Source organism: Janthinobacterium sp. CG_23.4, from assembly GCF_029892305.1.
GTDB lineage: Bacteria > Pseudomonadota > Gammaproteobacteria > Burkholderiales > Burkholderiaceae_D > Janthinobacterium > Janthinobacterium lividum_D.
This window is the reverse complement of sequence record NZ_JARXUX010000001.1, coordinates 2,572,469-2,597,954: the sequence shown is the minus strand read 5'-3', so window position 1 is coordinate 2,597,954 and position 25,486 is coordinate 2,572,469. Positions and strand designations below refer to the sequence as shown.

General features: G+C 63.3%; 19 protein-coding genes and 1 pseudogene. 9 read left to right on the top strand and 11 right to left on the bottom strand.

Translation table 11 applies throughout. The features are described from left to right. Positions 1-51: 51 nt before the first annotated feature. The 7 genes from H4V96_RS11700 to H4V96_RS11670 form a co-directional block, all read right to left on the bottom strand. Positions 52-2,277 carry a hybrid sensor histidine kinase/response regulator gene (locus H4V96_RS11700; protein WP_196855143.1) on the bottom strand — a complete coding sequence of 742 codons (2,226 nt, stop codon included), beginning with the start codon at positions 2,275-2,277 and terminating at the stop codon, positions 52-54. Next, a complete protein-coding gene (locus H4V96_RS11695; RefSeq protein ID WP_010398544.1) occupies positions 2,274-2,636 on the bottom strand; it encodes an Hpt domain-containing protein in 363 nt (120 codons plus the stop codon). The genes H4V96_RS11700 and H4V96_RS11695 overlap by 4 nt, the downstream gene beginning before the upstream one ends. Positions 2,637-2,674: 38 nt before the next feature. After that, entirely contained in the window at positions 2,675-3,301 is a 627-nt protein-coding gene (locus H4V96_RS11690) for a response regulator (RefSeq protein WP_010398542.1), read from the bottom strand. A gap of 73 nt (positions 3,302-3,374) precedes the next feature. Next, a complete protein-coding gene (locus H4V96_RS11685; RefSeq protein ID WP_070347299.1) occupies positions 3,375-4,289 on the bottom strand; it encodes an HDOD domain-containing protein in 915 nt (304 codons plus the stop codon). Beyond that, positions 4,286-4,924: an Hpt domain-containing protein gene (locus tag H4V96_RS11680; RefSeq protein WP_196855144.1), complete on the bottom strand. Its 639-nt coding sequence runs from the start codon at positions 4,922-4,924 to the stop codon at positions 4,286-4,288. Before H4V96_RS11680 ends, H4V96_RS11685 begins: the two co-directional genes overlap by 4 nt. 93 nt (positions 4,925-5,017) lie before the next feature. After that, on the bottom strand, positions 5,018-6,748 hold the full coding sequence (locus H4V96_RS11675; protein WP_196855145.1) for a methyl-accepting chemotaxis protein: 1,731 nt from the start codon (positions 6,746-6,748) through the stop codon (positions 5,018-5,020). A gap of 526 nt (positions 6,749-7,274) precedes the next feature. Further along, positions 7,275-10,892 carry a DUF748 domain-containing protein gene (locus H4V96_RS11670; RefSeq protein ID WP_280720944.1) on the bottom strand — a complete coding sequence of 1,206 codons (3,618 nt, stop codon included), beginning with the start codon at positions 10,890-10,892 and terminating at the stop codon, positions 7,275-7,277. A gap of 284 nt (positions 10,893-11,176) precedes the next feature. Between H4V96_RS11670 and H4V96_RS11665 the strand changes: the two genes are divergently transcribed. Together H4V96_RS11665 and H4V96_RS11660 are read left to right on the top strand one after the other, a co-directional pair. Further along, positions 11,177-11,587: a DUF2946 domain-containing protein gene (locus tag H4V96_RS11665; RefSeq protein ID WP_196855147.1), complete on the top strand. Its 411-nt coding sequence runs from the start codon at positions 11,177-11,179 to the stop codon at positions 11,585-11,587. Between the two features lie 97 nt (positions 11,588-11,684). Beyond that, entirely contained in the window at positions 11,685-13,772 is a 2,088-nt protein-coding gene (locus tag H4V96_RS11660) for a TonB-dependent receptor (RefSeq protein WP_196855148.1), read from the top strand. A gap of 233 nt (positions 13,773-14,005) precedes the next feature. Here H4V96_RS11660 and H4V96_RS11655 read toward each other — a convergent pair whose 3' ends face one another. Next, positions 14,006-14,194 carry a hypothetical protein gene (locus tag H4V96_RS11655; RefSeq protein WP_142303389.1) on the bottom strand — a complete coding sequence of 63 codons (189 nt, stop codon included), beginning with the start codon at positions 14,192-14,194 and terminating at the stop codon, positions 14,006-14,008. A gap of 258 nt (positions 14,195-14,452) precedes the next feature. On the opposite strand from H4V96_RS11655, the gene H4V96_RS11650 reads away from it, so the two are divergent. The 4 genes from H4V96_RS11650 (at position 14,453) to H4V96_RS11635 (ending at position 17,657) form a co-directional block, all read left to right on the top strand. Continuing rightward, positions 14,453-15,772, top strand: coding sequence for a D-serine ammonia-lyase (locus H4V96_RS11650; protein WP_196855149.1), 1,320 nt, complete (start codon positions 14,453-14,455; stop codon positions 15,770-15,772). Positions 15,773-15,932: 160 nt separating this feature from the next. Then, positions 15,933-16,745, top strand: a complete 813-nt coding sequence (locus H4V96_RS11645; RefSeq protein WP_070347295.1) for a ferritin-like domain-containing protein — start codon at positions 15,933-15,935, stop codon at positions 16,743-16,745. 164 nt (positions 16,746-16,909) lie between these two features. Then, complete coding sequence (locus tag H4V96_RS11640; protein ID WP_142303388.1) at positions 16,910-17,188, top strand: hypothetical protein; 279 nt, start codon at positions 16,910-16,912, stop codon at positions 17,186-17,188. A gap of 85 nt (positions 17,189-17,273) precedes the next feature. Then, a complete protein-coding gene (locus H4V96_RS11635; RefSeq protein WP_050855926.1) occupies positions 17,274-17,657 on the top strand; it encodes a DUF1232 domain-containing protein in 384 nt (127 codons plus the stop codon). 69 nt (positions 17,658-17,726) lie between these two features. Here the strand turns inward: H4V96_RS11635 and H4V96_RS11630 are convergent. From H4V96_RS11630 to H4V96_RS11620, 3 genes and pseudogenes are all read right to left on the bottom strand, one after another. Then, positions 17,727-18,725 (bottom strand): annotated as a pseudogene (locus tag H4V96_RS11630) (serine hydrolase domain-containing protein); the annotation flags it as partial. A gap of 133 nt (positions 18,726-18,858) precedes the next feature. Further along, a complete protein-coding gene (locus H4V96_RS11625; protein ID WP_196855150.1) occupies positions 18,859-19,098 on the bottom strand; it encodes a hypothetical protein in 240 nt (79 codons plus the stop codon). Positions 19,099-19,139: 41 nt separating this feature from the next. Further along, complete coding sequence (locus H4V96_RS11620; RefSeq protein WP_280720943.1) at positions 19,140-20,255, bottom strand: mechanosensitive ion channel domain-containing protein; 1,116 nt, start codon at positions 20,253-20,255, stop codon at positions 19,140-19,142. Positions 20,256-20,516: 261 nt separating this feature from the next. Between H4V96_RS11620 and H4V96_RS11615 the strand changes: the two genes are divergently transcribed. From H4V96_RS11615 to H4V96_RS11605, 3 genes are read left to right on the top strand one after another with little or no spacing between them, the layout of a single operon-like run. Further along, positions 20,517-22,781 (top strand): trehalose-6-phosphate synthase, encoded by a 2,265-nt coding sequence (locus H4V96_RS11615; protein ID WP_280720942.1) that lies wholly within the window; start codon positions 20,517-20,519, stop codon positions 22,779-22,781. Next, positions 22,781-23,533, top strand: coding sequence for a trehalose-phosphatase (gene otsB / locus H4V96_RS11610; RefSeq protein WP_070347290.1), 753 nt, complete (start codon positions 22,781-22,783; stop codon positions 23,531-23,533). The genes H4V96_RS11615 and otsB overlap by 1 nt, the downstream gene beginning before the upstream one ends. A 10-nt stretch (positions 23,534-23,543) precedes the next feature. Further along, complete coding sequence (locus tag H4V96_RS11605) at positions 23,544-25,430, top strand: glycoside hydrolase family 15 protein (RefSeq protein WP_196855227.1); 1,887 nt, start codon at positions 23,544-23,546, stop codon at positions 25,428-25,430. Positions 25,431-25,486: the final 56 nt, after the last annotated feature.

The following is a 25,486-nucleotide window of genomic DNA, read 5'->3' as shown; positions in this document are numbered from 1 at the left end:
TATCAATTATAGCGAATATAGTTGATTTCATCGAATAAATAGATTTTTATGTCAACAGTGTTGTATCCAGCGCTCCACCATCGCGCGCAGTTGGGCGGCCGTAAAGGGCTTGGACAGGTAATCGTCCATGCCGGCCGCCACGCAGCGCTGCCGGTCGTCCTCGGTAACGCCAGCCGTCAGTGCGATCACGGGCAGGCGCGCCGTGCCGCTGGCCGCTTCGCGGGCGCGCAAGGCTAGGCAAGCCTGGTAGCCATCCATGACGGGCATCATGCAGTCCATCAGGACCAGATCATATTGCTGCTCGGCCAGGGCTTGCAGGCCCAGTGCGCCATTCTCCGCCGTGTCGATGTGGTAGCCACGGGCGGCCAATTGCAGGCACACCAACTGGCGGTTCAGGGCCGTATCCTCGACCAGCAGGATGCGCGCACCCGGTCCCGGCCCTGGTGTCGGCCCCAGTCCTTGCTCCGATGCGGGTGCGGGCAAGGCAGGCACTGCCGCTGGCGTGGCGACGCCCGGCGTCTGCAGCGCCTGGCAGGGAATGCGCACGGTGAAGCGGGAACCGGCGCCGGGCTCGCTGCGGCAGGAAATCTCGCCGCCCAGCAGCGCCACCAGGTGTTTGCAGATGCTCAGGCCCAGTCCCGTGCCGCCATAGGCGCCGCTGATGCTGTCGTCGGCCTGGCCAAACGGCGCGAAGATACGGCTTAGCTGCTGCCCGCTCATACCGATGCCCTGGTCGTTGACGCTGGCGACGAGGCAGGCGCTGGCGCCGTCCGGCGTTGCCGCTTCCAGGCGCAGGTGCACTGTCACGCTGCCCGACGGTGTAAATTTGATGGCATTGCTGAGCAGATTGCCAAGGATTTGCGCGATGCGTGTACGGTCCGAGCAAATTCGCTGTGGCACGCTGTTGTCGATATCACTGACAAGTTGCAGCTTCTTCCTGTCTGCTTGCGGGCACTGCAGCGCCAGCACCTCATCGAGCAGCTGCTGCGGGTTGAAATCGCTTAGCGCGATGTCTATCTGGCCTGCCTCCACCTTGGACAGGTCAACGATATCGTCGAGGACGCGCTTCAGGTGTTGTACGCCATCGCCGATGCGCTGCGCATATTGCTGTTGCGACGCGTCGAGTTCAGTTCCCTGCAGCATTTCGGTCATGCCGGCGATACCGACCATCGGTAAGTGGATCTCGTGACGCATGATGGCCAGGAAGCGCGACTTGGCCGCATTGCCCGCTTCCGCGCGCGCTTGCAGCGCCAGCGCCCCGGCCGCGTCGCGCTCCTGGCGCCGCAACAGGGTCATGATCAGCGCGATGGCCAGCGCCAGCACGAGCAGGCTGATGAGCGCCGCGCTGCCCATGGTGCGCAGCATGCGCCGCCAGCCCGCCAGGTAGACATCGTCCGTAATGGTCACGTTGATGGCCAGCGGATAGTCGCGCACCAGCCGCACGCCGGCCAGGCGGTCGACCGTGCGTCCCTGTTCGGCCGCGCACGGCCGCTCCACCTGCAGCACGCCATGCGTCTTGCCCTGTTCCAGCAAAAGGTAGGTGCTGCCCGTCAGGTTGCGCTTGCCCATCATGGCGGGCACGGCTGGCCAGCGCGCCAGCAGCGTGTAGTCGCTGCGGTACAGGGAAAAGGCCGTGTGTTCGCCGATGCTGCTGTTCTGGAAGAATTTACTGAAGAAGTCGCATGACAGCCCCACCAGCACTATGCCCAGAAAGCGGCCGTCCGGAGCGCTGATACGCCGGCTGATGTAGAAGGTCCAGGCGCCGTTGCCCTTGTTTTGCACCGGCGCGCTGACATGCATGCCGCCGTTCGGGTTGCGCCGGTGATACTCGAAGTAATCGCGTTCATCGAGGCGCAAGGGCGGCGCGGGAAAGGCGCGGCTGAAAGCGAGCACGCTGGCATCGCTGCCAACGATGGACACGACATCCACTTGCGGTACGCCACCGATCTTGTGCCGCAGCATCTGGTGCATGGCCTCGGTGCTGGCCACGGCGGCTAGCGCGCGCGCGTCCGCGGGCGTGGCGGCCCCGATGTCGTGACTCACGCTGTCGAGCACCAGGCTGGCCGCCGTCATGCTTTGCGCCGTGTTCTCTGCCAGCAGTAGCGACAGGTTGGACAGGTCCTGTTTCCAGTCATCGACCGCTTCGCGTTGCAGCAGCACGCCGGAAACGACGATGAGCAGCGCCAGCAGGCACACCAGCACCAAACCCACCACGGCTGCCGTGGTGCGCGGCCGATAGCGGTGCGCCAGGCGTAGCACGCCCTGGCGTGCGTTCATGCCTGCGCGCCTGTATATTCGCACATGCTGCGGCGTACCTCTTGCTCCACTGCGCCGACCAGCGCTGCCGTTTCGGCCAGCCAGCCGGCTGCCGCTACGCCCTGGTGGCGTACCAGATATTCCAGCTCTGCCAGGCGCGCCGTCAAGGCGTGGGCGCCGAGCAAGACCACGGTGCCGCGCAAGGTATGGCAACTATGCACGATGGCCTGCGCCGTACCGCTGTGCACGGCTTTCTCTACGCTCGCATACATGGCCGGCGCCGTATCGAGGTAGGTCTGGGACAGGGCGCGGAACATTTCCAGGTCATGGCAAGCGGCCTTGAACAGCACGGCTGGGTCGATGTGGCGATAGGCTTGCATGGGGGGGGGCTCCAGGGCGAAGGAACAGCGGTGGCGGGCTAGACGGCCAGGCTGTTGCGCCGCGCATGGCCGGCGCAGCAGGCGCGCAGATAGCCACGCAGCTCGTCGTAATTGACGGGTTTGGCAAAGAACACCACGCCTGGCGGCACGCCACCGCGTTCTTCCAGTTCCTCTGGCGTCAGGCTCGACAGCATGGCGATATGCATGTCTGCCAGTAGTGGGTCGGCCAGAATGGTACGGATGACCTCGTAGCCATCGATGCCCTCCATGATGATGTCGGCCAACAGGATGTCGGGTTGGTCGCGGGCGATTTCCATCAGGGCCTGGTAGCCGTTCTCACAAAAGCGCAAGCTTGCCTGCAAGCCCCATGAACCGATCTGCTTTTCATACAGCGCGCGCTCGATCGGATTGTCTTCGATCACCAGGATGGACGGCGGGCGTCCCGATGCCGCGGCGCGGCTGGCGCGCGCCATGCGCTGATCCTGGCCTTGCTGGCCGGGATTGCCCTTGTAGGCCTCGACCGCTGCGAGGGGAATGCGCCGGTGGCCACCCTTGGTCTTCCAGGCTTCGATAACGCCTGCTTCGACCAGTTGCTGCACCGATGTGACTGAGATGCCGAGGATCTCGGCAGCCTTTTGGGTAGTGCATACGTCTGCAGTGTGCATGATGGATTTTATGCTCGGGATGAAGGTGGCTGGAATGATACGCAATTAGGCTAAAAAAATCAATTTTAACAAATTAGATAAATTCACTAAAAACCTGCCGTGCCGCTGGCCGGGCTCTGGTGCGCGTGCGGCAAAGGGCATGATTGGTGGGCGCTTCCATGATCTCGCGCCATTCGCTCCATTCCGCACTGCTGTGGCGCAGCAAGGTTTCCATGTGCGCCGCATCCAGACCCAGTACCCGCGCGGCGGCCAGGGCTGGCTCGCGCTCGCCCATGCCATTGCGCAGTATCAGCTGGGCGAAACTGCTGGCCAGCTTCAGCAGCCAGGCCAACTCTGTGATGCGCCCGGCCTGCCCGCAGCCGGGCGGCGCGGCATGGCAGCGCACGGCGTTGCACAGCATGTCCGGCATGCCCCAGTGCTGCATCAGGCTGGCTGACAGCGCCAGATGATGGCGGTCGAAGCGCCGCGATTCTTCGCACAGCATTAGTGCCTTGGCGGCGCTGCCGTGCTGGCCCGGCCGCTGTGCGTACACTTGCCGATGCCGCATGGCCAGCTCCAGTTGGCCGATATTGGCCAACAAGGCGCATGTGTAGAGCTCTTTGGCCGGCGCCAGTTGCAGCGCATCGCCGAGCACGCGGGCGGCGCAAGCCATGGCCAGTGAGTACGAGCAGAATTGTTGTTCGTCGAAGTGCGCGTGGGTACCCGTTGGCAGGGCCCGGATGGCGAATGCCTGGCGCAGGGCGGGCAGGCCGATGGCGGCCAGCATCGCGGCATCGATAGCCGCATGCTTGCGTTCACCGGGTGACACGGCGGCATTCGCCAGGCCGATGACCCTGCCTGTCAGCGCAGGATCGCAGCCCAGTTGTTCGGCCAGCGCATCGAACCGCACCTGCTGCTGGCATAGCGTCGCCAGCCAGTAGCGGCGCCAGGCCGACGAGGGCAGGACAGCGCCGCCAAGCCGGCTCGCCAGATCAATGTGCGCATTCATGGCCGGTGCCGAAAGTCGTCGCAGTCATGCGCCAGCGCGGTGGCCGTTTGCAGGGCTGTGACCGCTTGCGACAGCGCCTCGAGCGCCTTCAGCAGGCGCGCATGCAAGTGGCGCAGCGCGCCGATATCGTTGGAAAAGCCTGCATGCACGGCCTGGCGCGCCAGGGCCTGCAGTGGCAGCAGTCCGATGGCGGCGCTACTGTCGACAATTTCCTGTGCCAGCATGCGCGCCGGGGCGGGGCGTTCGCAACGCAGTGCATGGGCGATACCGGCCAGGCGGTCGCGCGTTTCGGCCACGAACAGGGCCAGAATCTCACCTTGCAGGCGCCGGTCGCAACCGAACATGGCGTCCAGATGGGCCAGTTGGAACGGCGGTTGGTCCAGCGGCTCCGATTCTGGCGGCGCTGCTGTGCCTGGCGCCTTGGCCGGCAAGGTAGCCCGGCGCTTAGGCAGTTGCTGATGCAGATCGGCAACTCTTGCACTGGCGGCCGGTGCGCGGCCAGCCGGCTGCCAGCGCAGGCGGTGCCAGAGCAGGGCGGCCAGCAGCAACAGCAGGCCTGCCAGGGCCAGTGATGGCCCCACCAGAGAGACGTTGTCGCAACGAAGGCCGGGATGGACGGCCAGCAAGGCGTTCATGGCCATGCCTGCGTGTAATGAGCGTGATTGAAAACGTATGTCATGATGATGCTCCAGAACGATCGATGCCGCTGATACAGCGTGGTGCTTGGTTCAGAATTGTTCCCAGTCGCCGCCGTCGGCATTGGTGCTCGGTTTGCTGCGGGAATGGTTAGTGGCGGTAGTCGTGGCAGCGGCAGTGGCAGACGTGCGCTGGGCGACCAGTTTGGGCGGCACCGCCTTGCGCGCTGCAGGCTGCGAGGCCGTTGGCGCCTGGCGCGCCGGCGTCTTCTGTGGTACCGCGCCGACCTGATCATGATCGAGCTTGAAGGCGCCGACCACGCCGGCCAGGGTGCCCGCCTGCTCCTGCAACGATTGCGATGCCGCCGCCGCTTCTTCCACCAGCGCCGCATTCTGCTGCGTGACTTCATCCATCTGCGTGATGGCGCGGTTGATTTCGTCGATGCCGGTGCTTTGCTCGGCGCTGGCGGCCGAAATTTCACTGACGATGTCGGTCGTGTTGCGTACCGTGTCGACCACTTCCTGCATGGCCGCACCGGCCTGCTGAACCAGCTTGCCACCTTGTCCCACCTGCTCCACGGAATCGCTGATGAGCGTCTTGATTTCCTTGGCGGCCGCCGCCGAACGGTGCGCCAGGTTACGCACTTCGCTTGCCACGACGGCAAAGCCGCGTCCTTGTTCCCCGGCGCGCGCCGCTTCCACGGCCGCATTCAAGGCCAGGATGTTGGTCTGGAAGGCGATGCCGTCGATGACGCTGATGATGTCGGCGATCTTGTTCGATGAGCTGTCGATCGCTTCCATGGTGCGGATGACGTCACCCACCACCTCGCCGCCGCGCACCGCTTTTTCCGAGGCGCTGACGGCCATTTGCTTGGCTTGGCGCGCATTGTCCGAGTTTTGCCGCACGGTGGCCGTCAATTCCTCCATGGCCGAGGCGGTTTCTTCCAGCGAGCCCGCTTGCTGTTCCGTGCGTGCGGACAGGTCCAGGTTGCCCGCCGCGATCTCGCTCGAAGCCGTATTGATGGTCTCCGTACCGGAGCGCACTTCGGAGACGATGCGCACCAGGCTCTGGTTCATGTCGGCCATGGCGGTCATTAACTGGCCCACCTCGTCGTTCGAGCTGGCGCTGATGCGCACGCTAAGGTCGCCAGCAGCGATGGTGCGGGCTGCACCGACGGCGCTATTGAGCGCGGCGACGATGCGCCGCGCCAGCAGCAAGCCCATGCCGGCCGCCAGGGCCGTCACGGCCAGGGCCAGGCTGATCGACATCCAGCGCGCGCTGGCAGCAGTGGCGGCGGCATCGACCGAGCCCATATTGCCCAGTTTTTCGTTGTAGCGTTGGTGGGCGTCGAGGGCTTCGACCAGTTCCTTGATGAAGGGCTGGTTCTGCAGCAGCAAGTCGCGCCCCGCGTCGGTGTTGCCCGCCTTCGACAGGGCCATGACCTTGTCGCGCAGGCCGTCGTAGCGCAACAGGATGGCGCGCTCCGCGGCCAGCAGCGCCTTGTCTTGCTCGTCGGAAATATTCTCTTTCTCATATTTGTCCAAAGCCTGGCCGACTGCCGCACGCGCTTCCTTGATGCCCGCTTCCAGTTTGTCGCGTGCGGCACCATCCTTGCTGGCCATATGTTGCCAGACGGCCGTGCGCATCTGTGCGAAAGGGACGAAGATCTGGTTCAAGGTCAGCAAGCTGGGAACGGTGTTGACCGTGGCATAGCTGGCCGCCGTGTAGACGCGCCCCATTTGATAGATGCTGAAGCCTGCCAGCGCGGCAAGTCCAAGGATGACGCAGACAATCAAGGCATACAGGCGTTTGGCGATGGTCATGATGAGTGGCGCTCCACGTGTAGGTTGAAAATCAAGAAAATCGGTTTCCAGGCTTATCAATTTTCATTTTACGGCAAAAATTCAATTTATTCGAGAAATTTGTTATTCGCATTACTTATTTTGTGTGTCGACATTGACGGGTGAGGGGCGCGATGCAGGGAGTATCGGTTGTGACGAAAAACCAACATCGCGTAGCCATCTTTGATGGGCCAAGCGCTTGCCGGCGCAGCACCTCGCGACTGGCGCCCGTCATCGACCGGCGCAGCAAAACACCGTGCCCACTGCTGAGGCGAAAGTTCGCACGGGCATGGGCACCGCAAAGGCAATGCAATGGGGGTGGACTTGCCGCCGCAGACGGGCGTACCGTTTGCCGTGGAAAGCTAGTCTTGCAGGCTGGTGCCGGGCTGGTCAAGCCCGGCGCCAGCCTGCGGCGACGGTGTCAGATTATCGGCGCGCAGACACTGTCTTGCGCTGTCTTGCGGAAGGTTGCGCCAGGTTGCGCTAGCTTGCGGCATATTAAGGCTTTTTACTGTGCCGCCAAGCCCAGCGTCAGTTGCACCAGCTTGCCTGTTGCCGCCGGCGTTTTTTCCGGCGCGCCTGCGTTCAGCCTGGCTGCCGGCGTACCGTCTTGCTGCAAGGCGGCCAAGATCGCCGCGCTGCGCTGCGCGCCCAGTGTCGCCAAGGCGTCGGCAGGCAGCGGCTGACTCGCTTCCAGCTGCTCGCGCAGGCCGTGGTAGAACGCGCCTGTATCGGCCACTTGCGGCTCACCCTCGATCAGCTTGCCCAGGCGTTGCAGAACGGCGATGTTGGCCGTTGCCGCCGTGCTCGATGCGCTCGCTGATGCGCTGGCCGAGGCGCCGACTGTGGCACTGGCCGATGCGGCTGCGGCCACCACCACAGTGGCAGCGGCCTGCGCCGCCTTCTTTTGCTGCTCGAGCGCAGCCTTGCCGAAGCGCTCGCCGTATAGCTCGCGCAGGGCGCTGCGTATCTTGCGTTCGCCCAAGTCCAGCGGCCCCGCTGCTTCGTCCGCTTCTTCACCCGTTTTCAGCTTGATGCCGGCCTTGGTGATGACGCTGCGGCGCACCGCCTGGGCCCGCAGCGCGCTGGCATCGGTGTCGCTGTACTGGCCCGGCACGGCGAGCTTGAGCTGTTCGCGCTTGGCCAGGACGTGCGCCACCTGTTTGAGTTTTTCGCGCTCGGGCGGCAGCAGCACGGCGCTGCCTGCATCGAATTCGATGGCATCGAGCTTGTCGGCGCTGATGCCCAGCATGCTGCCCAGCGCGCGCAACGGTGCCGTGACGATTTTCGTCAGCACATTGCCCACGGCTTTCCAGACCAAGGCACCATAGCTAAATTGCGGGTCATTCATATCGCCCGACACAGGCAAGCCCAGTTCGATACGCCCGTCGCTATCCTTGAGGATGGCCAGCGCCAGTGTCAGCGGCAGCTTGAGGGCATCCGGGCCGTCGATGCGTTCGCCCAGGGTCAGCTTGTCGAGCACGATCTGGTTGCTGCCGTCGAGCTGGCGATTGCGCACCTTGTATTGCAAATCGAGCGACATCTTGCCTTCTGCCACTTTGTAGCCAGCGAACTTCACCGTGTACGGCGAGGCGGCGACCATATCGACGTTCTTGAAGAGCACGTTCAAGTCCGTGTTGTCGGTCGGCGCGAACGGGTTCAGCTGGCCGCGCACGCGGGCCATGCCGAATTCGTCGATGCGGCCATCGAGTTCGATCTGGCTGCGTGCATCGGCTTGCGTCGACAGGCCCGTGACGAGGCCATTCAATGCATAAATCTTGGCCGCGAACTGGGGCCGCAAGCTCAGGTCTGCAAAGTCCAGCTTGGCATTTTCCAGGCGCACGCGGCGCACGCGCACGGGGAAGGCGGCGTCGGCGGCCGGCGTGGCGCTGGCAAGTGGGACCGTCGCCGTTGCCATTGTCGTTGTTGGCGCCGGGACCGGGACCGGGGCCGGGGCCGGGGCCTTGATCAGCAGGCGCTGCGCGTTCAGGCTGCGGTCGTTTTCGATGATCAGCTGGGCGTTCGGCTCGACCACGCGCAGTTCGGGGATGTCGACAAAATCGGGACCCACGCTGGCCGTCAGCTTGTCGGCGCGCACGCTTTTCCATGAGGCGAAGCGCTTGCCATCGGTTTCATTGAGTACCAGGCCGGCAATATCGACGCCGCCCACATACTGGACCTTGGGCGCTTTTGCTGCGCCGCCGCCCATCGTCAGGCGGCCGTTGCCCGATAGCGAGCCGCCCGCCAGCGTCAGTTTCACGTGCTGCGCCAGCAGCGCTTGCAGGGGGAGCAAGGTCAGCTGTTGCAGATGCAGTTGCGCATCGACGGCGCCCGAGCCTGGCACGAACTTGCCCTTGGCTGCGAGCAAGCCGCCTTCGCGCAAGCCCACGCCAAGCTCGAACGGCAGCGCCTGCCGCATATCGCTGCTGACGTTGCGCAGAGACAGGCGGGCATCTTGCAAGTTGCCCTTGATGCCAGTACCCGCGTCATCGAAACGGGCGCCGAACTTGCTCAGTTCTACCTGGTCTACCTTGGCGGACCACGGCGCGGCTGGCGCTGCCTTGTTTGTGATAGTTGCGGCAGAGGTAAATGCGGGCAGTTTTTGCGCAATCGCGAACTCTCCCTGGCCGTTGCGCGTCAGATCGATTTGCGCGCCGCTGGCCGTCAGCGCGCCCAGGTCGATGGTGCGCGCCGCCACATCGATTTTGCCTTGCGTAAAGCCGAAGCGGGCCAGCTTGAACGGCGTTTGCGCGCCGCGCTGCATGGCCAGGTCGGCCAGGCTAAAATTGACGCCATCGACAATGATGCTGTTTCCCGCCTGTCCTTGCTGCATCGCCAATTGCAGCTGCAGTTGCAATTGTTTCGCGCTCAGTTGCAGCGCCGGCGTGACGCTTTCATCGATGGCGGACACGTCCACGTTGGCCAGTGCCAGCTGTTTCAAGTCCACCGTCCACTTGCCAGCGGTGGTTGGCGCCGCCGGCGCGCCGGCTGATGCTGCCGGTGTTGCCGATGTTGCCGATCGGTGATGGTCAGGCAGCATCAGGTTTGCCAGGTCGATCTGGCCCTTGGCATCGCGGCGCACGGCCATCTTGCCGCCGTACAGATTGATTTTATCGACGCTGACGCTGTGGCGTGCCAGGTCGGCGTTGACGCCGGCGATGCCTAAAGTATTTAGCGACGTGAATGCTGCGCCTTTGCCGTCGCGCGCTAACGCCAGGTCGCGCAAAGCCAGGCCAGCGCCTTTGACAGTCGCTTCGAGCTTGCCTTCGGCATAAGAAAAAGCGTAGGGCAGGCGCGCCGACAGCTTGCCGCTGACGACGCTGGCGCGCGTATAAGCTTTCAAATACGCGGCCAAGCCGGGCAGGGAGGCGTCGTTCAGTATCAGTTCGCCTTCGCCACGGATCGGGCTGAGCGAGGCCGTGCCGCGCCAATGCAGCTTGCCGCCACGCGCCGCGTCGGCACTGAGGCTGTAGTTGCCGTTGGTGTCGGGCAGGGTGGAGATATTGTCGAGCGTAAAGTTGATCGGCGCGAAGTTGTCCGCATAGCCGGCTTTCTGGTCTTGCCAGTCCACTTTGCCTTGTTCCAGCGCAAAGTGGGCGATGACGAGGCGCGGCATGGCGCCGTCGCTCTTGTCCGGGTGGCGGCGTTGCCAGGTGGCCAGCAGTTCGGCCAAGTTGAACTTGCCATCGGGCGTGATGGTCAGCTGCGCTTGCGGCGCCGTAATGCGGATTTCCGCCAGGCTCCAGGCGCGGCGCACGATGGATTTCCATTCCAGCTGGACGGCCAGCGCGCCGATCGACAGCAGCGGCGTGCCGTGCGTGTCGCTCGATCCGCTCAAGCCGCTCTTGGCAATCACGCCGGGCGCTTGCGTCAAGGTAATCCGCTGCGCTTCCAGGCGCAAGGTGAACGGGTTGAAACCTACGTCGCCGATACTGGCCCGGTGCGCGAGTTCTTTCTCGGCCAATTTGGGCAGCTGGTTTTTGATGACGTAGGGTAGCAGCCAGAAGCCGGCCGCGCTGTAGGCGGCCAGGGCGCAACCCGCGCCTAAGGCCCAGCGCTGCCAGCGCTGCCAGCGTTTCCAGCGAAATGTTTTCGTCTGCACGCTTTTATTGTCGATTGTGTTCACGAACTGACCTTTTAGTATCTTGTTAGGCGGCATATCTGCGCGCCGTGGCCGTCAGTATGCCTTTTTGCGGCCTCGTTTGCAAAATGAAAACGTATTCATGTGATAACAGCTACCCTCGATAACTGTTGCTGCCGATGCTGCCGACGCCGCCGATGTGGCGCTGACGCGTCGACACCGTGCGTCCGGTGCGCCGCGCGCCATCAAGCTGTCGAAGACGGCGGATTTGTCGTGGCGGCTTGACCTGCGCACTGGGCTCACGGTGCTTGCCCTGATATTATGTTGCCATGTTCATCAGCAAAGGCAAAGCTAGTATCGTCCTGTGGATCGCGTGTATCGCCATCTTCCTGGCCACGCTCGCCCCTACGGTGTCGCGCGCGCTGACGCTCGCCAGCGGCCTGGCCTTGCCCAGCCTGGAAATTTGCTCGGTGGCGGGCGGCCTGCGCCTGCAAGCTATGCCTATGCCCATGGGCGACGGCACGCAAGAATCTTCCGCGCCTGAAAAATCGGCGATGCGCATGGCCGACTGCCCCTGCTGCAGCATGCATGCCGACACCTTGTCGATGCCGCCGAGCTCCCTGGTGCGCGTTTCCGGCGAACTCATCACGGGCTTGTTGCCCGAGCTATTCTATCCATCGGCCACGCCCCTGTTCGCCTGGACGCCCGTCCAGCCGCGTGGCCCGCCCGCCGCTTTCTGATCTGTCCTTTTTCTTGAATTCCTGAACTGCCTTGCGCCGCGTGCGTCGTGCGCTTGCGTCCGTTCGCTTTACCTCTACAGAATCTGAAAGCAGCAGCATGAAACATATACCGTTATTGATTTCCCTCGCCATCGCCATGCCCGTCGTGGCGCAAACCCGCAGTGACGCAGAGACCATCGTCTTGCCTGAAATGAAAGTCATCGTTGCTGGCGTCAAGGAAGGCTACCGCCCCGTCGCCGACACGGCGCTGCTGCTCTCCAGCACGCCCGGCTACAGCGTGGCGGCAGGCGGCGGCGTGTCCGGCTTGCCAGTGGTGAATGGCTTTGCCGATGACCGCATCAAGATCCGTATCGATGGCATGGAGCTGACGTCGGCCTGCGCCAATCACATGAATGCGCCGCTGTCCTACATCGATCCGCAACAAGTGCAGCGCATACGCCTGATCGCTGGCGTGACGCCCGTTAGCGTCGGTGGCGACAGCATCGCCGGCAGTATCGAGGTGCAATCGAACGCGCCCGTGTTCGCCCAGCCGGGCGCAGGGCTGTTGACGCAAGGCAGTTTTGCCGTGTCTGGCCGCAGCGTCAACAATAGCGTGGCCACCAGCGTGCAAGCCGCAGCAGCCAGCGACAGCCTGAGCGTCGGCTACAGCGGCGCCTATACACGCGGCCATAGCTATGACGATGGGCACGGCAACAAGGTGCTGGGCAGCATGTATGAAAGCATCAACCAGGCCATGGTACTGGCGGCAAAAGGCCAGGGCCAGCAGCTGACCCTGCGCGCCGGCGTGCAGCACATTCCCTACCAGGGCTTTCCCAGCCAGTATATGGACATGACGGACAACCACGGCCAGTTCGCCAATCTCGCTTACCAGGGCACATTTGCCTGGGGCGTGTTCGATGCGCGCGCCTATTGGCAGCAGACCGAACATGCAATGGGCTTTTTCTCGGCCGAGCGCAAGGGCACGATGCCGATGCTGACGCATGGCCGCAACACCGGCTATGCACTGATGGCTAGCGTGCCGACCGCTGCCGGTGATTTGCGCCTGGGGCAGGAGTGGCATGGCTTGCGCCTCGACGATTACTGGCCGGCCGTGCCCGGTTCGATGATGATGGGGCCGCGCACGTACCTGAACATCAACGATGGCAAGCGCGACCGCACCGTGCTGTTTGCTGAACTGGAAACGCGCCATGCTGCGCGCTGGACGAGTGTGTTGGGCTTGCGCGGCGAGTCCGTGCGCATGGACACGGGCGAGGTGCAAGCATATGGCACCAATATGATGAACATGCCCGACCTGATGGCCGCCAAGGCCTTCAATGCGCGCAGCCGCAGCCAGCGCGATACGAACATCGATGCCATGGCGCAAGCCACCTTCACGCCGGACGCGGCCAGCGACTATGCATTCGCGCTGGCGCGCAAGGTGCGCTCGCCTAATCTGTACGAGCGCTACTCATGGGGCCGCGGCTCCATGGCCATGACCATGACCAACTGGTTTGGCGACGGCAACGGCTACGTGGGCAATATCGACCTCAAAGCCGAAACGGCCCATACGGCGGCCTTCACGGCCGACTGGCATGGCGGCGGCGAAGAGGGCTGGTTCCTGCGCGTGAACCCGTATTACAGCAAGGTCGACAATTACATCGACGTCGATGTGCTGGCGTCTTTTCATCCGTATATGAAAATGGGTGCGAATGGCAACTTGCTGCGCTTTGCCAACCATGATGCCAAGCTGTATGGCGCCAATATGGCGTGGCAGTTGCCGCTAGCGAGCAGCGCGCGCCGGGGGCGCATCGTGGCCTCGGGCAATGCTGCCTGGACGCGGGGCAAGCGCAGCGATGGCGGCGACCTGTATCGCATGATGCCGTTCAATGCCTTGCTGGCTGTCGAGCATACGCTGGGCGCCTGGAGCAGTCGCATCGAAACGAAGATGGTTGCCCGCAAGGACAAGGTCGATGCGCGTCGCTTTGAGCCCGCGACGGGCGGCTATGCCCTCGTCAATCTGCGCAGCAGCGTAGCGCTGGGCAAGATGGCCAGCCTGAGCGCCGGCGTCAGCAATCTGTTCAACCGCGCCTACTCGGACCCGCTGGGGGGCGTGTATCTGTCGGGTCTGAAGGCGAACGGCGGCGTGCTGCAAGCCTTGCCGGCCGAGGGCCGGTCGATTGATCTTGGGCTGCAACTGAAGTTCTAAGGGCGTAATCAGCGGGCGCCTTCCTGCAGCCGCTGCGGAAGGCGCCCGCCTCAGGTTTCGTCGCAAAGACAAAGCAGGGGCAGATGTGCGTGACTAAGTGCGCATGGCCTCAAGTGCGGCAACGCTGCCAGCAACGTGCCTGGCAACCCACCCGGCGTGTCTTGAATAATGGCAGCGCGTGCGTGCGGTGTCGATTATCGAGCGCCAGCGCCGAGTAAGCCGCCGCAGCGCCATCAATTTTCGCCTGCGTTCTTTTTGCGCCGTGATCCTGTCAGCACCCGCAGCGCAGTGGCGATCGGCACTTTGTTCTTGGCCAGATAGGCGGCAGCCGTGGCGGTATCGAGCATTTCCTGAAAAATAACGCCCACCTCGACCTTTTGGGCCGTCAAATCGTCTTGCCTTGCGCAGTCGAGGATGTCCATATTCGCAGCATTGGTTTTCTCATTTTTGGAACGCATTTTTACCTCGGTAGAAAAGAGAAAAAAATGTCTCCTTATTTTTGCCTTAAAGATAACTTATTTTTGTGACTTTGTGGAAATTTTTCTTTAATTGATAGTGCATTCAATAATTAAATTTAGCTATTGGCAGGCGCTTCCGGCTCCCCATTGTCTGATTAACCATCGTTTTCCAGCGGCACCCGGATGCGGTTTAATCATGGCTTGTTTCTACACGAGGTTGTCATGCTGCCTATTCCCGCCATCGCCGCGCTGTGCGAAAAGTTTCCCCTTGTGACAGCATTGATGGCCTTGCAGCCCTTGAGCTGGTTCAATCCTGGCATCGCGCCGGCGGCCGAGGCCTTGTGCGACGTGGGCTTGACGGCCGCTGACGTGGCTGACGCCAGCGCGCGCCTGGCGCGCTTCGCGCCCTACCTGGCCAAGGCATTCCCGGAAACGCAGGCCAGCGGCGGCGTCATCGAGTCGCCCGTCGTGCCGTTGCCCGCCATGCAGGCGGCGCTGGGCATGCCGAGCGGTCAGTTATGGCTCAAGCAGGATAGCCATTTGCCCATTTCTGGCTCGATCAAGGCGCGCGGCGGCATCTATGAAGTGCTGAAACACGCGGAAATGCTGGCGCTGGACGCCGGTTTATTGCAAGAGGACGATGACTACAGCCTGCTCGCCAGCGACGCCGTGCGGGCGTTTTTCGGCCAGTATGCAATCGCCGTCGGCTCGACGGGCAATTTGGGCTTGTCGATCGGCATCATGAGCGCGCGCCTGGGCTTTCGCGCTACCGTGCATATGTCGGCTGACGCGCGGCAATGGAAAAAGGATCAATTGCGCAGCCACGGCGTCACCGTCGTCGAATACGCGACCGACTACAGCGTGGCCGTGGCAGCGGGGCGCAGGCAGGCGCAGAACGACTCCCGCTGCCACTTCGTCGACGATGAGAACTCGCACGATTTATTTCTCGGCTACGCGGTGGCGGGCCAGCGCCTGCAAGCGCAGTTCGCCGCAAACGGCGTCATAGTCGATGCGCAGCATCCCCTGTTCGTGTACTTGCCATGCGGCGTCGGTGGCGGTCCCGGCGGCGTGGCCTTTGGCTTGAAACTGGCCTTTGGCGATGCTGTGCACTGCGTGTTTGTCGAGCCGACCCACTCGCCGTGCATGCTGCTGGGCGTGTACACGGGCTTGCATGAAGGCATCAGCGTGCAGGAAATCGGCATCGACAACCTGACGGCTGCCGATGGCCTGGCCGTGGGACGCGCGTCCGGTTTCGTTGGGCGGGCCATGCAGCGCTTGATCGACGGTTACGCTACCGTCACGGATGACGAGCTGTACCGTTTGCTGGCGACGCTTGCGCAAACGCAAGGCTTGCGCCTGGAACCGTCCGCCGTGGCCGGTTTCGCGGGGATCGAGCCCGTGCTGGCCGCGCCGCAATACCAGCAGCACGGCGATACTGCCACGCATCTGGTGTGGGGCACGGGCGGCAGCATGGTGCCGGAGCAAGAAATGGTGGCCTATGTGGTGCATGGCCGCGCCTTGCTGGCTGCCGTCGCCGGTTGATGCCGGCCTGGCCCGCCTGCGCGCCTGGTGCAGTATGGCCGCTGCTGCGGCGGCATCGGCTGGACCGGCAAGTGCCTGCAGCACTGGCTGGTGGGGCAGGCACTTGCTACACTGCAGGCCTCATTGTTTATGCGCAGTTGACGCGCACGAAGGAATTCCCATGCAGCCACCCCCACTGAACCCGACACCGCCACCGGAATTGCGCGCCACTGCGCTCGCTTGCCTGCTCGAACCGGACCCGGCGACGAAGGTGGCGATGGTGGCGGCCATGGCCGAAGCGCAGCTGGCGCTCGATGCGCAAGCGTCATTGGTGCCCGGCGGCGCCGTGCCGGGCCGTCCCGAGCGCCCGGAACTGGTGCCACCGCGCTTGGTCGGGCGGCGCTCGATGATCACGCCGGAAGGGCGCGCCATGCTGGTGCACGCGCTTGCGCATATTGAATTCAATGCCATGAACCTGGCGCTCGACGCCCTGTGGCGCTTCCCGGACTTGCCCTTTGACTACTATACGGACTGGCTGCGCGTGGCCAAGGAAGAAGCGACGCACTTTGCCATGCTGCAGGCGCATCTGCAGGTGCTCGGCCATACTTATGGCGACTTCCCCGGCCACGACAGTCTGTGGGAAATGGTCGACAAGACGCGCGCCGACGTGCTGGCGCGCATGGCGCTGGTGCCGCGCACCCTGGAAGCGCGTGGCCTGGACGCGATTCCGCCGCTGCGCGCCAAGCTGGCGCAGGCCGGAGACATGGCCGCCGCCGCCATTCTCGACATCATCTTGCGCGATGAAGTGGGGCATGTGGAAATCGGCAACCGCTGGTACGGCTACCTGTGCGAGCAGCGTGGCCTGGAATTGCGCGCCACCTACGCCGCGCTGGCGCTGCGCTACGAAGCGCCCACCCTGCGCGGCCCGTTCAACCTCGAGGCACGGCGCCGGGCCGGCTTTTCGGAGCTGGAATTGTCCGACTTGCCTGCCTGAGGCCAGCGTGCAAGCGACGCCGGGCAGGCTGCAGGTAAAGGCCCTGCACGCCCATATCCTGACGTTGCTGCGGCCGGCGCTGCCAGCATTGTCAGCATTGTCCTACCCATCTTGTCGAAACTGTCTGATTGTATGCCCTGCGGAAACACGCGATGATCGGTTCCATGCTACAACAACCAAGCAATCCGATGGAGTACGCGATGCACAAGCCAGAGCAGTCGATGCACGTAAACAAACCATTGCTGCTCATTTGCCTGTTCACCTTCGCTATTTTGGCGGCCACGCTGCTGTCTCCCGGCGATGCGCCGGAGAGCGCCGCCGCGCCAGCCGCCGTGGCGCGCGATGCCGGCCAAGCCGGCTTGCCGGTCTGCAGCAGCTTCGCCCACGAGCTCACGCGCCAGTGCCAAGTCAAGCTCCAGCCCCAGCCGGGGCGCCAGGCTTGAGCCAAGCTTGCATGCGGCCTACCCGGCGCGCCGTTATGCTAAGGTGCGCATGCGTAACGGCTTGCGCATTAGACAGGAGCAGCAGATGTTTGGCAGAAAAAAGAAGTTGGAAGAAAATCACGCCCCCCAGGCCGACAAGCAGTATGCAAAGAAATACACGCAAGACAGCTTTTGGGACAAGGTCGTCAAGTTCGCCAGGACGGCGGGACGCGAAGTCATCGAGAAAGCCCTGTGGCTATATTACGCGGCCCAGCAGCCAAATACCCCGTTGTGGGCCAAGACGGCCATTTATGGCGCGCTCGGCTATTTCATTTCACCCATCGATGCGGTTCCCGACATCACGCCCGTGATCGGCTATGCGGATGACCTGGCCGTGCTCGCGGCGGCCGTCGCCACGGTGGCCACCTACATCACGGCCGAGGTCAAGGAAAGCGCCGCCGAGAAGCTGCGCGGCTGGTTCGGCGCCTAGCCTTGCCTGGTCGCCGGCGCCATGCGCCAGCAGGCGCAGCACGACTTCTTTCTGAAATGAACGAAATTCCTTGTCGGCGCTGACATTGGCGAAGGCCAGCACGGCCGTCTTGCTGGCGCGGTCGACGCAGACGACGGACGCGGCGCCCGGATCGCCGCCGCTGTGCGTGGCCAGCGCCTTGCCGTCGACATCGCGCAGCTGCCACACCAAGGCTTGGCGCACGGACGAATCGGCCGGTACGACGGGCGCCGTTTGCGGGGCAAAAAATAATTGCAGGGTAGAATCTTGCAGGTAGCGGCGGCCATCGACCCGGCCGCCATTGCTGAAAATGGCCAGGAAACGGGCCAAGTCATGCGCCGAGCTGCGCAGCAGGCCGGCCGGCCAGTCTGGATAGCCGACCTGTGGCAGCAGTTGCAGGCCCGGTTCTTTGTGCGCATACGGCTGCGCGACGACCGTACGGCGCGGCAAGCTGGCCAGGTTCCAGGCCGTGCTGTCCATGCCCAGCGGCTCGAACAGGTGCTCGTGCGCGTAGGCGTCGAGGCCATCGGGGTTCAAGCGGCCCACCAGATAGCCGAGCAGGGCGATAGCCACATTGCTGTAGCGCCACTCGGTGCCAGGCCGGGCGGCAAACGACATATCGGCGTCATACCAGGCGCCACCACGCGACAGGTAGCCCTTGACGAAATCGCGCAGCGGTAATCGCGGGTCGCCCTGCACGGCAAACGCCGTCGTTTTTTCGTATACGGCATCGGAAATGCCCGACGTATGGTTGAGCAAATGGCGAAAGGTGATGGGCACGTCGGGAAATTTCGGATGCATGAGCGGGAAGTCCAGATAGGCCGCCACCTTGTCGTCGAGCTGGAAGGCGCCCTGTTCGAGCAGCATCATGACGGCCGTCGCCGTGACGAGCTTGCTGACGGAGGCAATATGGAACGCCGTGTTAGCGTCGGCCTTCTTGCTGGCCTCGATATCGGCCCAGCCATAGCCGCGTGCGAAGATGGTTTGCTCGCCGCGCACCACGGCCACGCTCATGCCCGGCGTTTCAGTACGGGCAAGGCCATCGCGCATGAAGGCGTCAAATTGCGTTTCCCACGCCAGCGTTGTCGGATCGGTGGCGCAGCCCGTTTGCAGCAGTGCCAGTGAGACGCCCAGTTGCAGCATGCTTCTTCGTTTCATTGATGCTCTCTTTGCTTGTTTTTAATTATCTTAACAACATTTCCGCCCGCCGTAGGTGCAATTGGCGAAACATTGCTTTACAGCAAATGCAAAGGGATCTGGCCCGTGCTGATTTGCGCCAGTAGCGTTCCAGCAGGGGGTGGACGGTCAGGCCGTACGCGACGATGGACAAGATGACGACGCCAATGCCGATACCGGCCCGTTCGCGCACCAGCAGCAGACCATCGATCAGGATGAGCCAGGCGGTGGTGCTATTGCGGCCCATGGCAGCGGCGCGTGGACAAGGGGCAGCGCGCCGCACGATGTTTACGCCATGTACCGCGACACGCTGTCGTTTTGCGCCTGCATTTCGCGCACTTCGATCGGGTCGTGTGAGGAGCGCAAGCGGGGCAGGCCGTGCGGGAAGTTGGCCGTAATAAACGCCAGCATTCGCTCGCGCACGATGCAGCGTAATTCGAAGGCCAGGCCAGAATCTTGCGCGCTGATCAGAAAGCGCACGCGCACGGCCCGCTCGTTCGAATCGGTCGCCTGCACCGTGCAGACCCGGCCATCCCATTGGCTGGCCGACTCGCAGATGCGCGTCAGTTCGGCGCGCAGCGGTTCGAGCGCGATGCTGAAATCGAGCCACAGGAACACCGTGCCCAGCAGGGCGGACGAGCTATGCGTCCAGTTCTCGAACGGATTTTCAATGAACCACTGCAGCGGCACGATCAAACGGCGCTCGTCCCACACGCGCACGACCACGTAGGTGCCCTTGATTTCCTCGACCTTGCCCCATTCGCCATTGACGATCAGCACGTCGTCGATGCGGATGGGTTGCGAAAACGCAATTTGTAGCCCTGCAATGAAATTGCCGAGCACGGGGCGCGCGGCGATACCGGCCACCAGCCCCGCCACGCCGGCCGAAGCGAGCAGGCTGGCGCCGATCTGCCGCGCGCCAGGCAAGGTCAGCAGCACGAAGGCCAGGCCCAGGATCACCACGATGGCGTGCGCGCTGCGCGTCAGTACGCGCGCTTGCGTGATCAGGCGGCGCGCGCGCAGGTTGTCGGCGACGTCGACGGGGTGGATGTCGGAAATCGTGATGGACAGCGCCTTGATGCATTGCATGGCTAGCCAGGTCAGCGCGATGATCAGCGCCACGCTGGCCAGGTGCGACACGGCGACCAAGCCCGGCGTGTTGTCGGGCGCACCGGCCAGCACCATGCGCAAGCCGAAGACGATCACGCACAGCTGGCTGGCGCGGAAAGCCACGCGCGTGACATTGGTGGTAAACGGGCGGCCATGGGCCAGTTTTTTCAGCAAGCCGATGCCAGCCCGGTGCAAGCCGATGGCGAGCACGGTGACCAGCAGGGCCGAAACGAGCACGCTCAGCGCCGAGCGCAGCGGGCCTCCCATCAGTGAGTGAAACGTGCTGAGATCCATAGGCGAAAACTCCTTCTGTGTCAGTGAAATGGCTGCCGGAAGCGGCTATTTTACGGGCAGGTGAGCTCGCAGGGACGTGCGTTGCCGAACGGATAAGAGTTGCGGCAAGGTCGATACTGCAAGTTATTGCTGCGCTGCGCCAAGCCACGTTGACGTTTCAACACGGCCTGCAAACCGGCGCCGCCATTTTTGCAATATAGTCATACTTGCAATGTTTGCTTATGTCTGCAAAGGAAAACGATGATAGTACGATCACTGCGAATGTCTTTGCGTTTCATCCTGCCGCTGGCTCTGGTGCTGGGATTGTTTGCTTATATTGTGGTGCCGCTGCTCGACAACATCACCCTGCGCTGGTATGTGCGTGACCTCGACAGCCGGGCGCAATTGCTCGCTGAAACTCTGCGCCCCTCGCTCAGCGAAGCCCTGCCCGCGCAAGATGCCACGCGCATCGGCGCGTTGTTCCAGGGCGCCATGCGTGATGAACGCCTGATCGCCATCGGCTTTTGCGATCATGCCGGCCACCTGGTCTACCAATCCGCGCAATACCCGGCCTCGATCGGCTGCTGGAGCACGCCTTCAGCGGGCGGTCTGTACAAATCCTTGGCGCAACTGCCGCAGGGGCAAGTCCACCTCAGCGAAACGCCGGTCATACAGGATACTACCGAGCTGGGGCGCCTGGTGCTGGTGCAGGACATGCGTTTTGTCGAACGCCGCAATACCGATACCAAGCGCTTCATTTTTGCTTTCCTGGCCGTACTGGCCGTGCTCATTTCCCTGATAAGCGTGTGCGTCGCTCACCTGAGCTGGCGCGGCTGGCTGTCGGGCGTGAAGGATATGTTGCGGGGGGAATTGATGCCGCGCAGCGCCATGGCCGTCCAGAGCGCCAATGCGCCCGTCGGCGCCGCGCCGCCGCCGGAAATGCAGCCGCTGATCGGCGACTTGCGCGAATTGCTGCAGCAATACCATCTGGAGCGCCAGGGCGACAGTGGCTGGAACTCGGAGTGGACGCCGGAAAAACTGCGCGGCTTGCTCGAAGCAGACCTGGCGGGAGATCAAGTGCTGGTGGTATCGAACCGCGAACCGTACATCCACACCATGACGGACACGGGCATCAGCGTGCAGCGCCCGGCCAGCGGCCTGGTGACGGCCGTCGAAGCGGTGATGCGCGCCTGTTCCGGCACCTGGATCGCACATGGCGCCGGTTCCGCCGACCGCGAAACGGTGGATAAATTCGACCATGTGCCAGTGCCACCCGATCATCCCAGCTATACCTTGCGCCGCGTATGGCTGACGCAAGAGGAAGAACAAGGCTATTATTATGGTTTTGCCAATGAAGGCATGTGGCCGCTGTGCCATATTGCCCACGTGCGCCCCGTGTTCCGCTCCTCTGACTGGGAGCAGTATGTCAAAGTGAACCGCCGCTTTGCCGAAGCGGTGATCGCCGAGGCGAAGACGGACAACCCTGTCGTGCTGGTGCAAGATTATCATTTTGCCTTGCTGCCGCGCATGGTGCGCGAAGCCTTGCCAAAAGCGACGATTATTACTTTTTGGCATATCCCCTGGCCGAATTCGGAATCGTTCGGCATTTGTCCGTGGCGCGAGGAAATTCTCGACGGCTTGCTGGGCAGCACGATCCTGGGCTTCCACACGCCATTCCACCGCAAGAATTTCCTCGAAACGGTAGACCGCTACCTGGAAACGCGCATCGCGCCGGAAGCGTCGACGATTTCCTATGGCGGCGAGATGACGCAGGTCGAGGATTACCCGATTTCCATCGCCTGGCCCGAGGAGCATCGCGAGCAGCCTGACGCAGCCACTTGCCGCGCGCAAATCCGTGCCGAACTGGGTGTGGCACCCGATCACTTGCTGGGCATCGGTGTGGATCGGCTCGATTACACGAAAGGCATCGTCGAGCGCTTCCAGGCCGTCGAGCGCATGCTCGAACAGCAGCCTGGCATGCTTGGCCATTTTACTTTTGTGCAAATCGCCGCCCCCAGCCGCGCTTCGCTAGACGAATATCAAAGTTTCGATGCGCGCGTGCGCAAGATGGTCGAGCGCATCAACCGCCGCTTCGGCAGCGGCAGCTATGTCCCCATCCTGTTGAAAGCCGAGCAGCATGGACAGGAAGACTTGCAGCGCTATTTCCGCGCTTCTGAAGTGTGCATGGTGACAAGCTTGCATGACGGCATGAATCTGGTGGCCAAGGAATTCGTCGCCGCGCGCGACGATGAGATGGGCGTGCTTGTCTTGAGCCAGTTCACCGGCGCGGCGCGCGAACTGCATGAAGCGCTGATTATCAATCCATATCACATCGAGCAAGGCGCCGAGGCCCTGTACCGCGGCCTGTCGATGCCGCCCGTGGAGCAGCGCGAGCGCATGAAGAGCATGCGTGCGCGTGTCAAACATTTCAATGTCTACCGCTGGGCCGGGCGCATGCTGCTCGATGCCGCCCGTTTGCGTCAGCGCGACAAAGTCATGAGCAAGATCGATGCCCATAGCCGCCGCAAGCGGCGCAAGGGGATCTGATGATGCAGATGCCTGACGATAGCGCCGCCGTACTGCAACTGCTGAGCAAGCCTGGCAGCGCCGTCTTCCTCGATTTCGACGGTACCCTGGTCGACCTGGCGCCCACGCCCGATGGCGTGCACCTGGAAGGGGGCATCGTGCAGGCGCTGGCCCTGCTGGCCGAGCGCCATGGCGGCGCGCTGGCGCTCATTTCCGGGCGCCCCGTGGCGCAGATCGATGCCATGCTGGCACCGCTGCTCTTGCCGGTGGCGGGCGTGCATGGCGTGGAGCGGCGCGGCGCGGATGGCGCGCTGCATGTGGCCGCTACGCCCGATGTCTCATCCGTGCTGGCGCGCGCGCTGGCGCTGGCCTCTGCCCACCCAGGCTTGCTGGTGGAACAAAAGCGGGGCGCCGTCGCCCTGCATTACCGCCTGGCACCGGAACTCGAACATTTGTGCTCGCAGGAAATGACGGCCGCCGTGCAAGCGTGCCCGGGGTTGTTGCTGTTGCATGGCAAAATGGTCGTGGAAGCCAAGCCGGCCGCCAGCGACAAGGGCGGCGCCATCGCCGCCTTCATGCGTGAAGCGCCATTCGCCGGCCGCCGGCCCGTGTTCGCGGGCGACGACACCACTGACGAGGCAGGTTTTGCCTTTGTACAACAAGTTCGTGGGCAGGGCGTCAAAGTGGGCAGCGGTCCCAGCGCCGCCATCCTGCGTCTGGCCAGTCCGGGCGCCTTGCGCGCCGCGCTGCTGGCTGCCGCCATTTCCTCATAAGGAGCAGATGATGATGCAATCTCCGCAACAAGCGTATGACACGCCCAGCGGCGCTGCCGGCTCGCTGGCCGCTTGCGCCGCTGGCGCAGCGAGTGCGTCGGCACCGGTCACGCCCGCCCAGGCTAGCCTCAACTGCGGCGTGGTGGGCAATTGCGCCTTCAGTGCCCTGATCGACCAGGCAGGGCAGGTCGTCTGGTCCTGCCTGCCCCGTTTCGATGGCGACCCCGTTTTCAACCGCTTGCTCGATGCCACGGAAAACGGCAGCGTGTGGGGCATCGACATTGAAAACCACGCGCGCAGCGAGCAATGCTACGAGCCGAACACGGCCGTGCTGCGCACGCGCCTGTACGATACCGAGGGGCGCGGCGTGGAAATCACCGATTTCGCGCCCCGTTTCCTCAGCCGTGACCGCATGTTCCGCCCGCTGATGCTGATACGCCGCGTGCGTCCGCTCGATCAGGCCGTACGCATCCGGGTGCGCTTGCGCCCCCGCTACGACTGGGGCCGCCTGGCGCCGCAGATCACGCAGGGCAGCCACCACATCCGCTATGTAGGGCCGGAACAGACCTTGCGCCTGAACACGGATGTTTCGCTCAACTATGTGCTGAGCGAAACGTATTTCGTGCTGGGTGGCACGGCCAACTTCTTGCTGGGGCCTGATGAAACGTTGGCCGGCGGCATCGACGAGACGGCGCGCATCTTTGAAAAGGATACCATCAATTACTGGCGCAGCTATACGCGCCGCCTGGCCGTGCCGCTGGAATGGCAAGACGTGGTCATCCGCGCCGCCATCACCTTGAAAATGTCTCTATATGAAGATACGGGCGCCATCATCGCCGCCATGACTACCAGCATCCCCGAAGCGCCGGGCAGCAGCCGCAACTGGGATTACCGCTATTGCTGGCTGCGCGACGCCTTCTTTGTCGTGCGCGCCCTCAATAGCCTGTCCGAAGTGGGCACGATGGAAGAGTATCTGCGCTGGCTGACGAATATCGTCGCCCGCTCGAAGGGCGGGCATATCCAGCCCCTGTACGGCATCGGCCTGGAAGAACAATTGCCGGAATCGACGTTAGCCCACTTGCCCGGCTACCGCGGCAATGGTCCCGTGCGCGTGGGCAACCAGGCACAGGAACACTTCCAGCATGATGTCTACGGCAATATCGTGCTGGGCGCGGCGCAGTCCTTCCTCGATCAGCGTCTGTTCCACCAGGCCGGCAAGGCCGAGTTTGCCGCGCTCGAAGCCGTGGGCGAACAGGCTTTCAGGCTGCATGCGCAGGCGGACGCGGGCATGTGGGAGTTGCGCACGCGCGCCCGGGTCCACACCTCGTCCATGCTGATGAGCTGGGCCGCCTGCGATCGCCTGGCCAAGGTCGCCCATCAACTGGGCTTGCCGGAGCGCGCCGACCACTGGAACAGCCGCGCCGTGCTGATCCGCGAACGCCTGCTGCGCGAAGCGTGGAGCGAGGAGCGTCAGGCGTTTGCCGAAAGCCTGGGCGGGCACGACCTTGATGCCTCCGTCTTGCTGATGGCGGAAGTGAACTTCATCGACCCGATGGACCCGCGTTTCATCGCTACCGTCGACGCGCTCGAAGCGTCGCTGTGCGACGGCCCCTACATGCGCCGCTACGAAGCGCCCGACGACTTCGGCAAGCCGGAAACGACCTTCAACATTTGCACCTTCTGGCGCATCGACGCCCTGGCGCGCATCGGCAGGAAAGACGAGGCGCGCAAGATCTTCGAAACGATGCTAAAGGCGCGCAACCACCTGGGCCTGCTGTCGGAAGACACGCACCCGGTGACGGGCGAAATGTGGGGTAACTTCCCGCAGACGTACTCGATGGTGGGCTTGATCAATTGCGCCGTGAGGTTGTCGGCGCCGTGGGATAGTGCGGTTTAAGCTGAACCCAAAAGCCAGGTCCAGGGTCTGACCTTCAGGGCGCGCGCCAGCGATGG

What these genes read in the sequence shown, in the direction of transcription:
- H4V96_RS11700 (WP_196855143.1), bottom strand. Translation starts at nt 2,277, where the DNA reads ATGAACGCACGCCAGGGCGTGCTACGCCTGGCGCACCGCTATCGGCCG.
- H4V96_RS11695 (WP_010398544.1), bottom strand. Translation starts at nt 2,636, where the DNA reads ATGCAAGCCTATCGCCACATCGACCCAGCCGTGCTGTTCAAGGCCGCT.
- H4V96_RS11690 (WP_010398542.1), bottom strand. Translation starts at nt 3,301, where the DNA reads ATGCACACTGCAGACGTATGCACTACCCAAAAGGCTGCCGAGATCCTC.
- H4V96_RS11685 (WP_070347299.1), bottom strand. Translation starts at nt 4,289, where the DNA reads ATGAATGCGCACATTGATCTGGCGAGCCGGCTTGGCGGCGCTGTCCTG.
- H4V96_RS11680 (WP_196855144.1), bottom strand. Translation starts at nt 4,924, where the DNA reads ATGAACGCCTTGCTGGCCGTCCATCCCGGCCTTCGTTGCGACAACGTC.
- H4V96_RS11675 (WP_196855145.1), bottom strand. Translation starts at nt 6,748, where the DNA reads ATGACCATCGCCAAACGCCTGTATGCCTTGATTGTCTGCGTCATCCTT.
- H4V96_RS11665 (WP_196855147.1), top strand. Translation starts at nt 11,177, where the DNA reads ATGTTCATCAGCAAAGGCAAAGCTAGTATCGTCCTGTGGATCGCGTGT.
- H4V96_RS11660 (WP_196855148.1), top strand. Translation starts at nt 11,685, where the DNA reads ATGAAACATATACCGTTATTGATTTCCCTCGCCATCGCCATGCCCGTC.
- H4V96_RS11655 (WP_142303389.1), bottom strand. Translation starts at nt 14,194, where the DNA reads ATGGACATCCTCGACTGCGCAAGGCAAGACGATTTGACGGCCCAAAAG.
- H4V96_RS11650 (WP_196855149.1), top strand. Translation starts at nt 14,453, where the DNA reads ATGCTGCCTATTCCCGCCATCGCCGCGCTGTGCGAAAAGTTTCCCCTT.
- H4V96_RS11645 (WP_070347295.1), top strand. Translation starts at nt 15,933, where the DNA reads ATGCAGCCACCCCCACTGAACCCGACACCGCCACCGGAATTGCGCGCC.
- H4V96_RS11640 (WP_142303388.1), top strand. Translation starts at nt 16,910, where the DNA reads ATGCTACAACAACCAAGCAATCCGATGGAGTACGCGATGCACAAGCCA.
- H4V96_RS11635 (WP_050855926.1), top strand. Translation starts at nt 17,274, where the DNA reads ATGTTTGGCAGAAAAAAGAAGTTGGAAGAAAATCACGCCCCCCAGGCC.
- H4V96_RS11625 (WP_196855150.1), bottom strand. Translation starts at nt 19,098, where the DNA reads ATGGGCCGCAATAGCACCACCGCCTGGCTCATCCTGATCGATGGTCTG.
- H4V96_RS11620 (WP_280720943.1), bottom strand. Translation starts at nt 20,255, where the DNA reads ATGGATCTCAGCACGTTTCACTCACTGATGGGAGGCCCGCTGCGCTCG.
- H4V96_RS11615 (WP_280720942.1), top strand. Translation starts at nt 20,517, where the DNA reads ATGTCTTTGCGTTTCATCCTGCCGCTGGCTCTGGTGCTGGGATTGTTT.
- otsB (WP_070347290.1), top strand. Translation starts at nt 22,781, where the DNA reads ATGATGCAGATGCCTGACGATAGCGCCGCCGTACTGCAACTGCTGAGC.
- H4V96_RS11605 (WP_196855227.1), top strand. Translation starts at nt 23,544, where the DNA reads ATGATGCAATCTCCGCAACAAGCGTATGACACGCCCAGCGGCGCTGCC.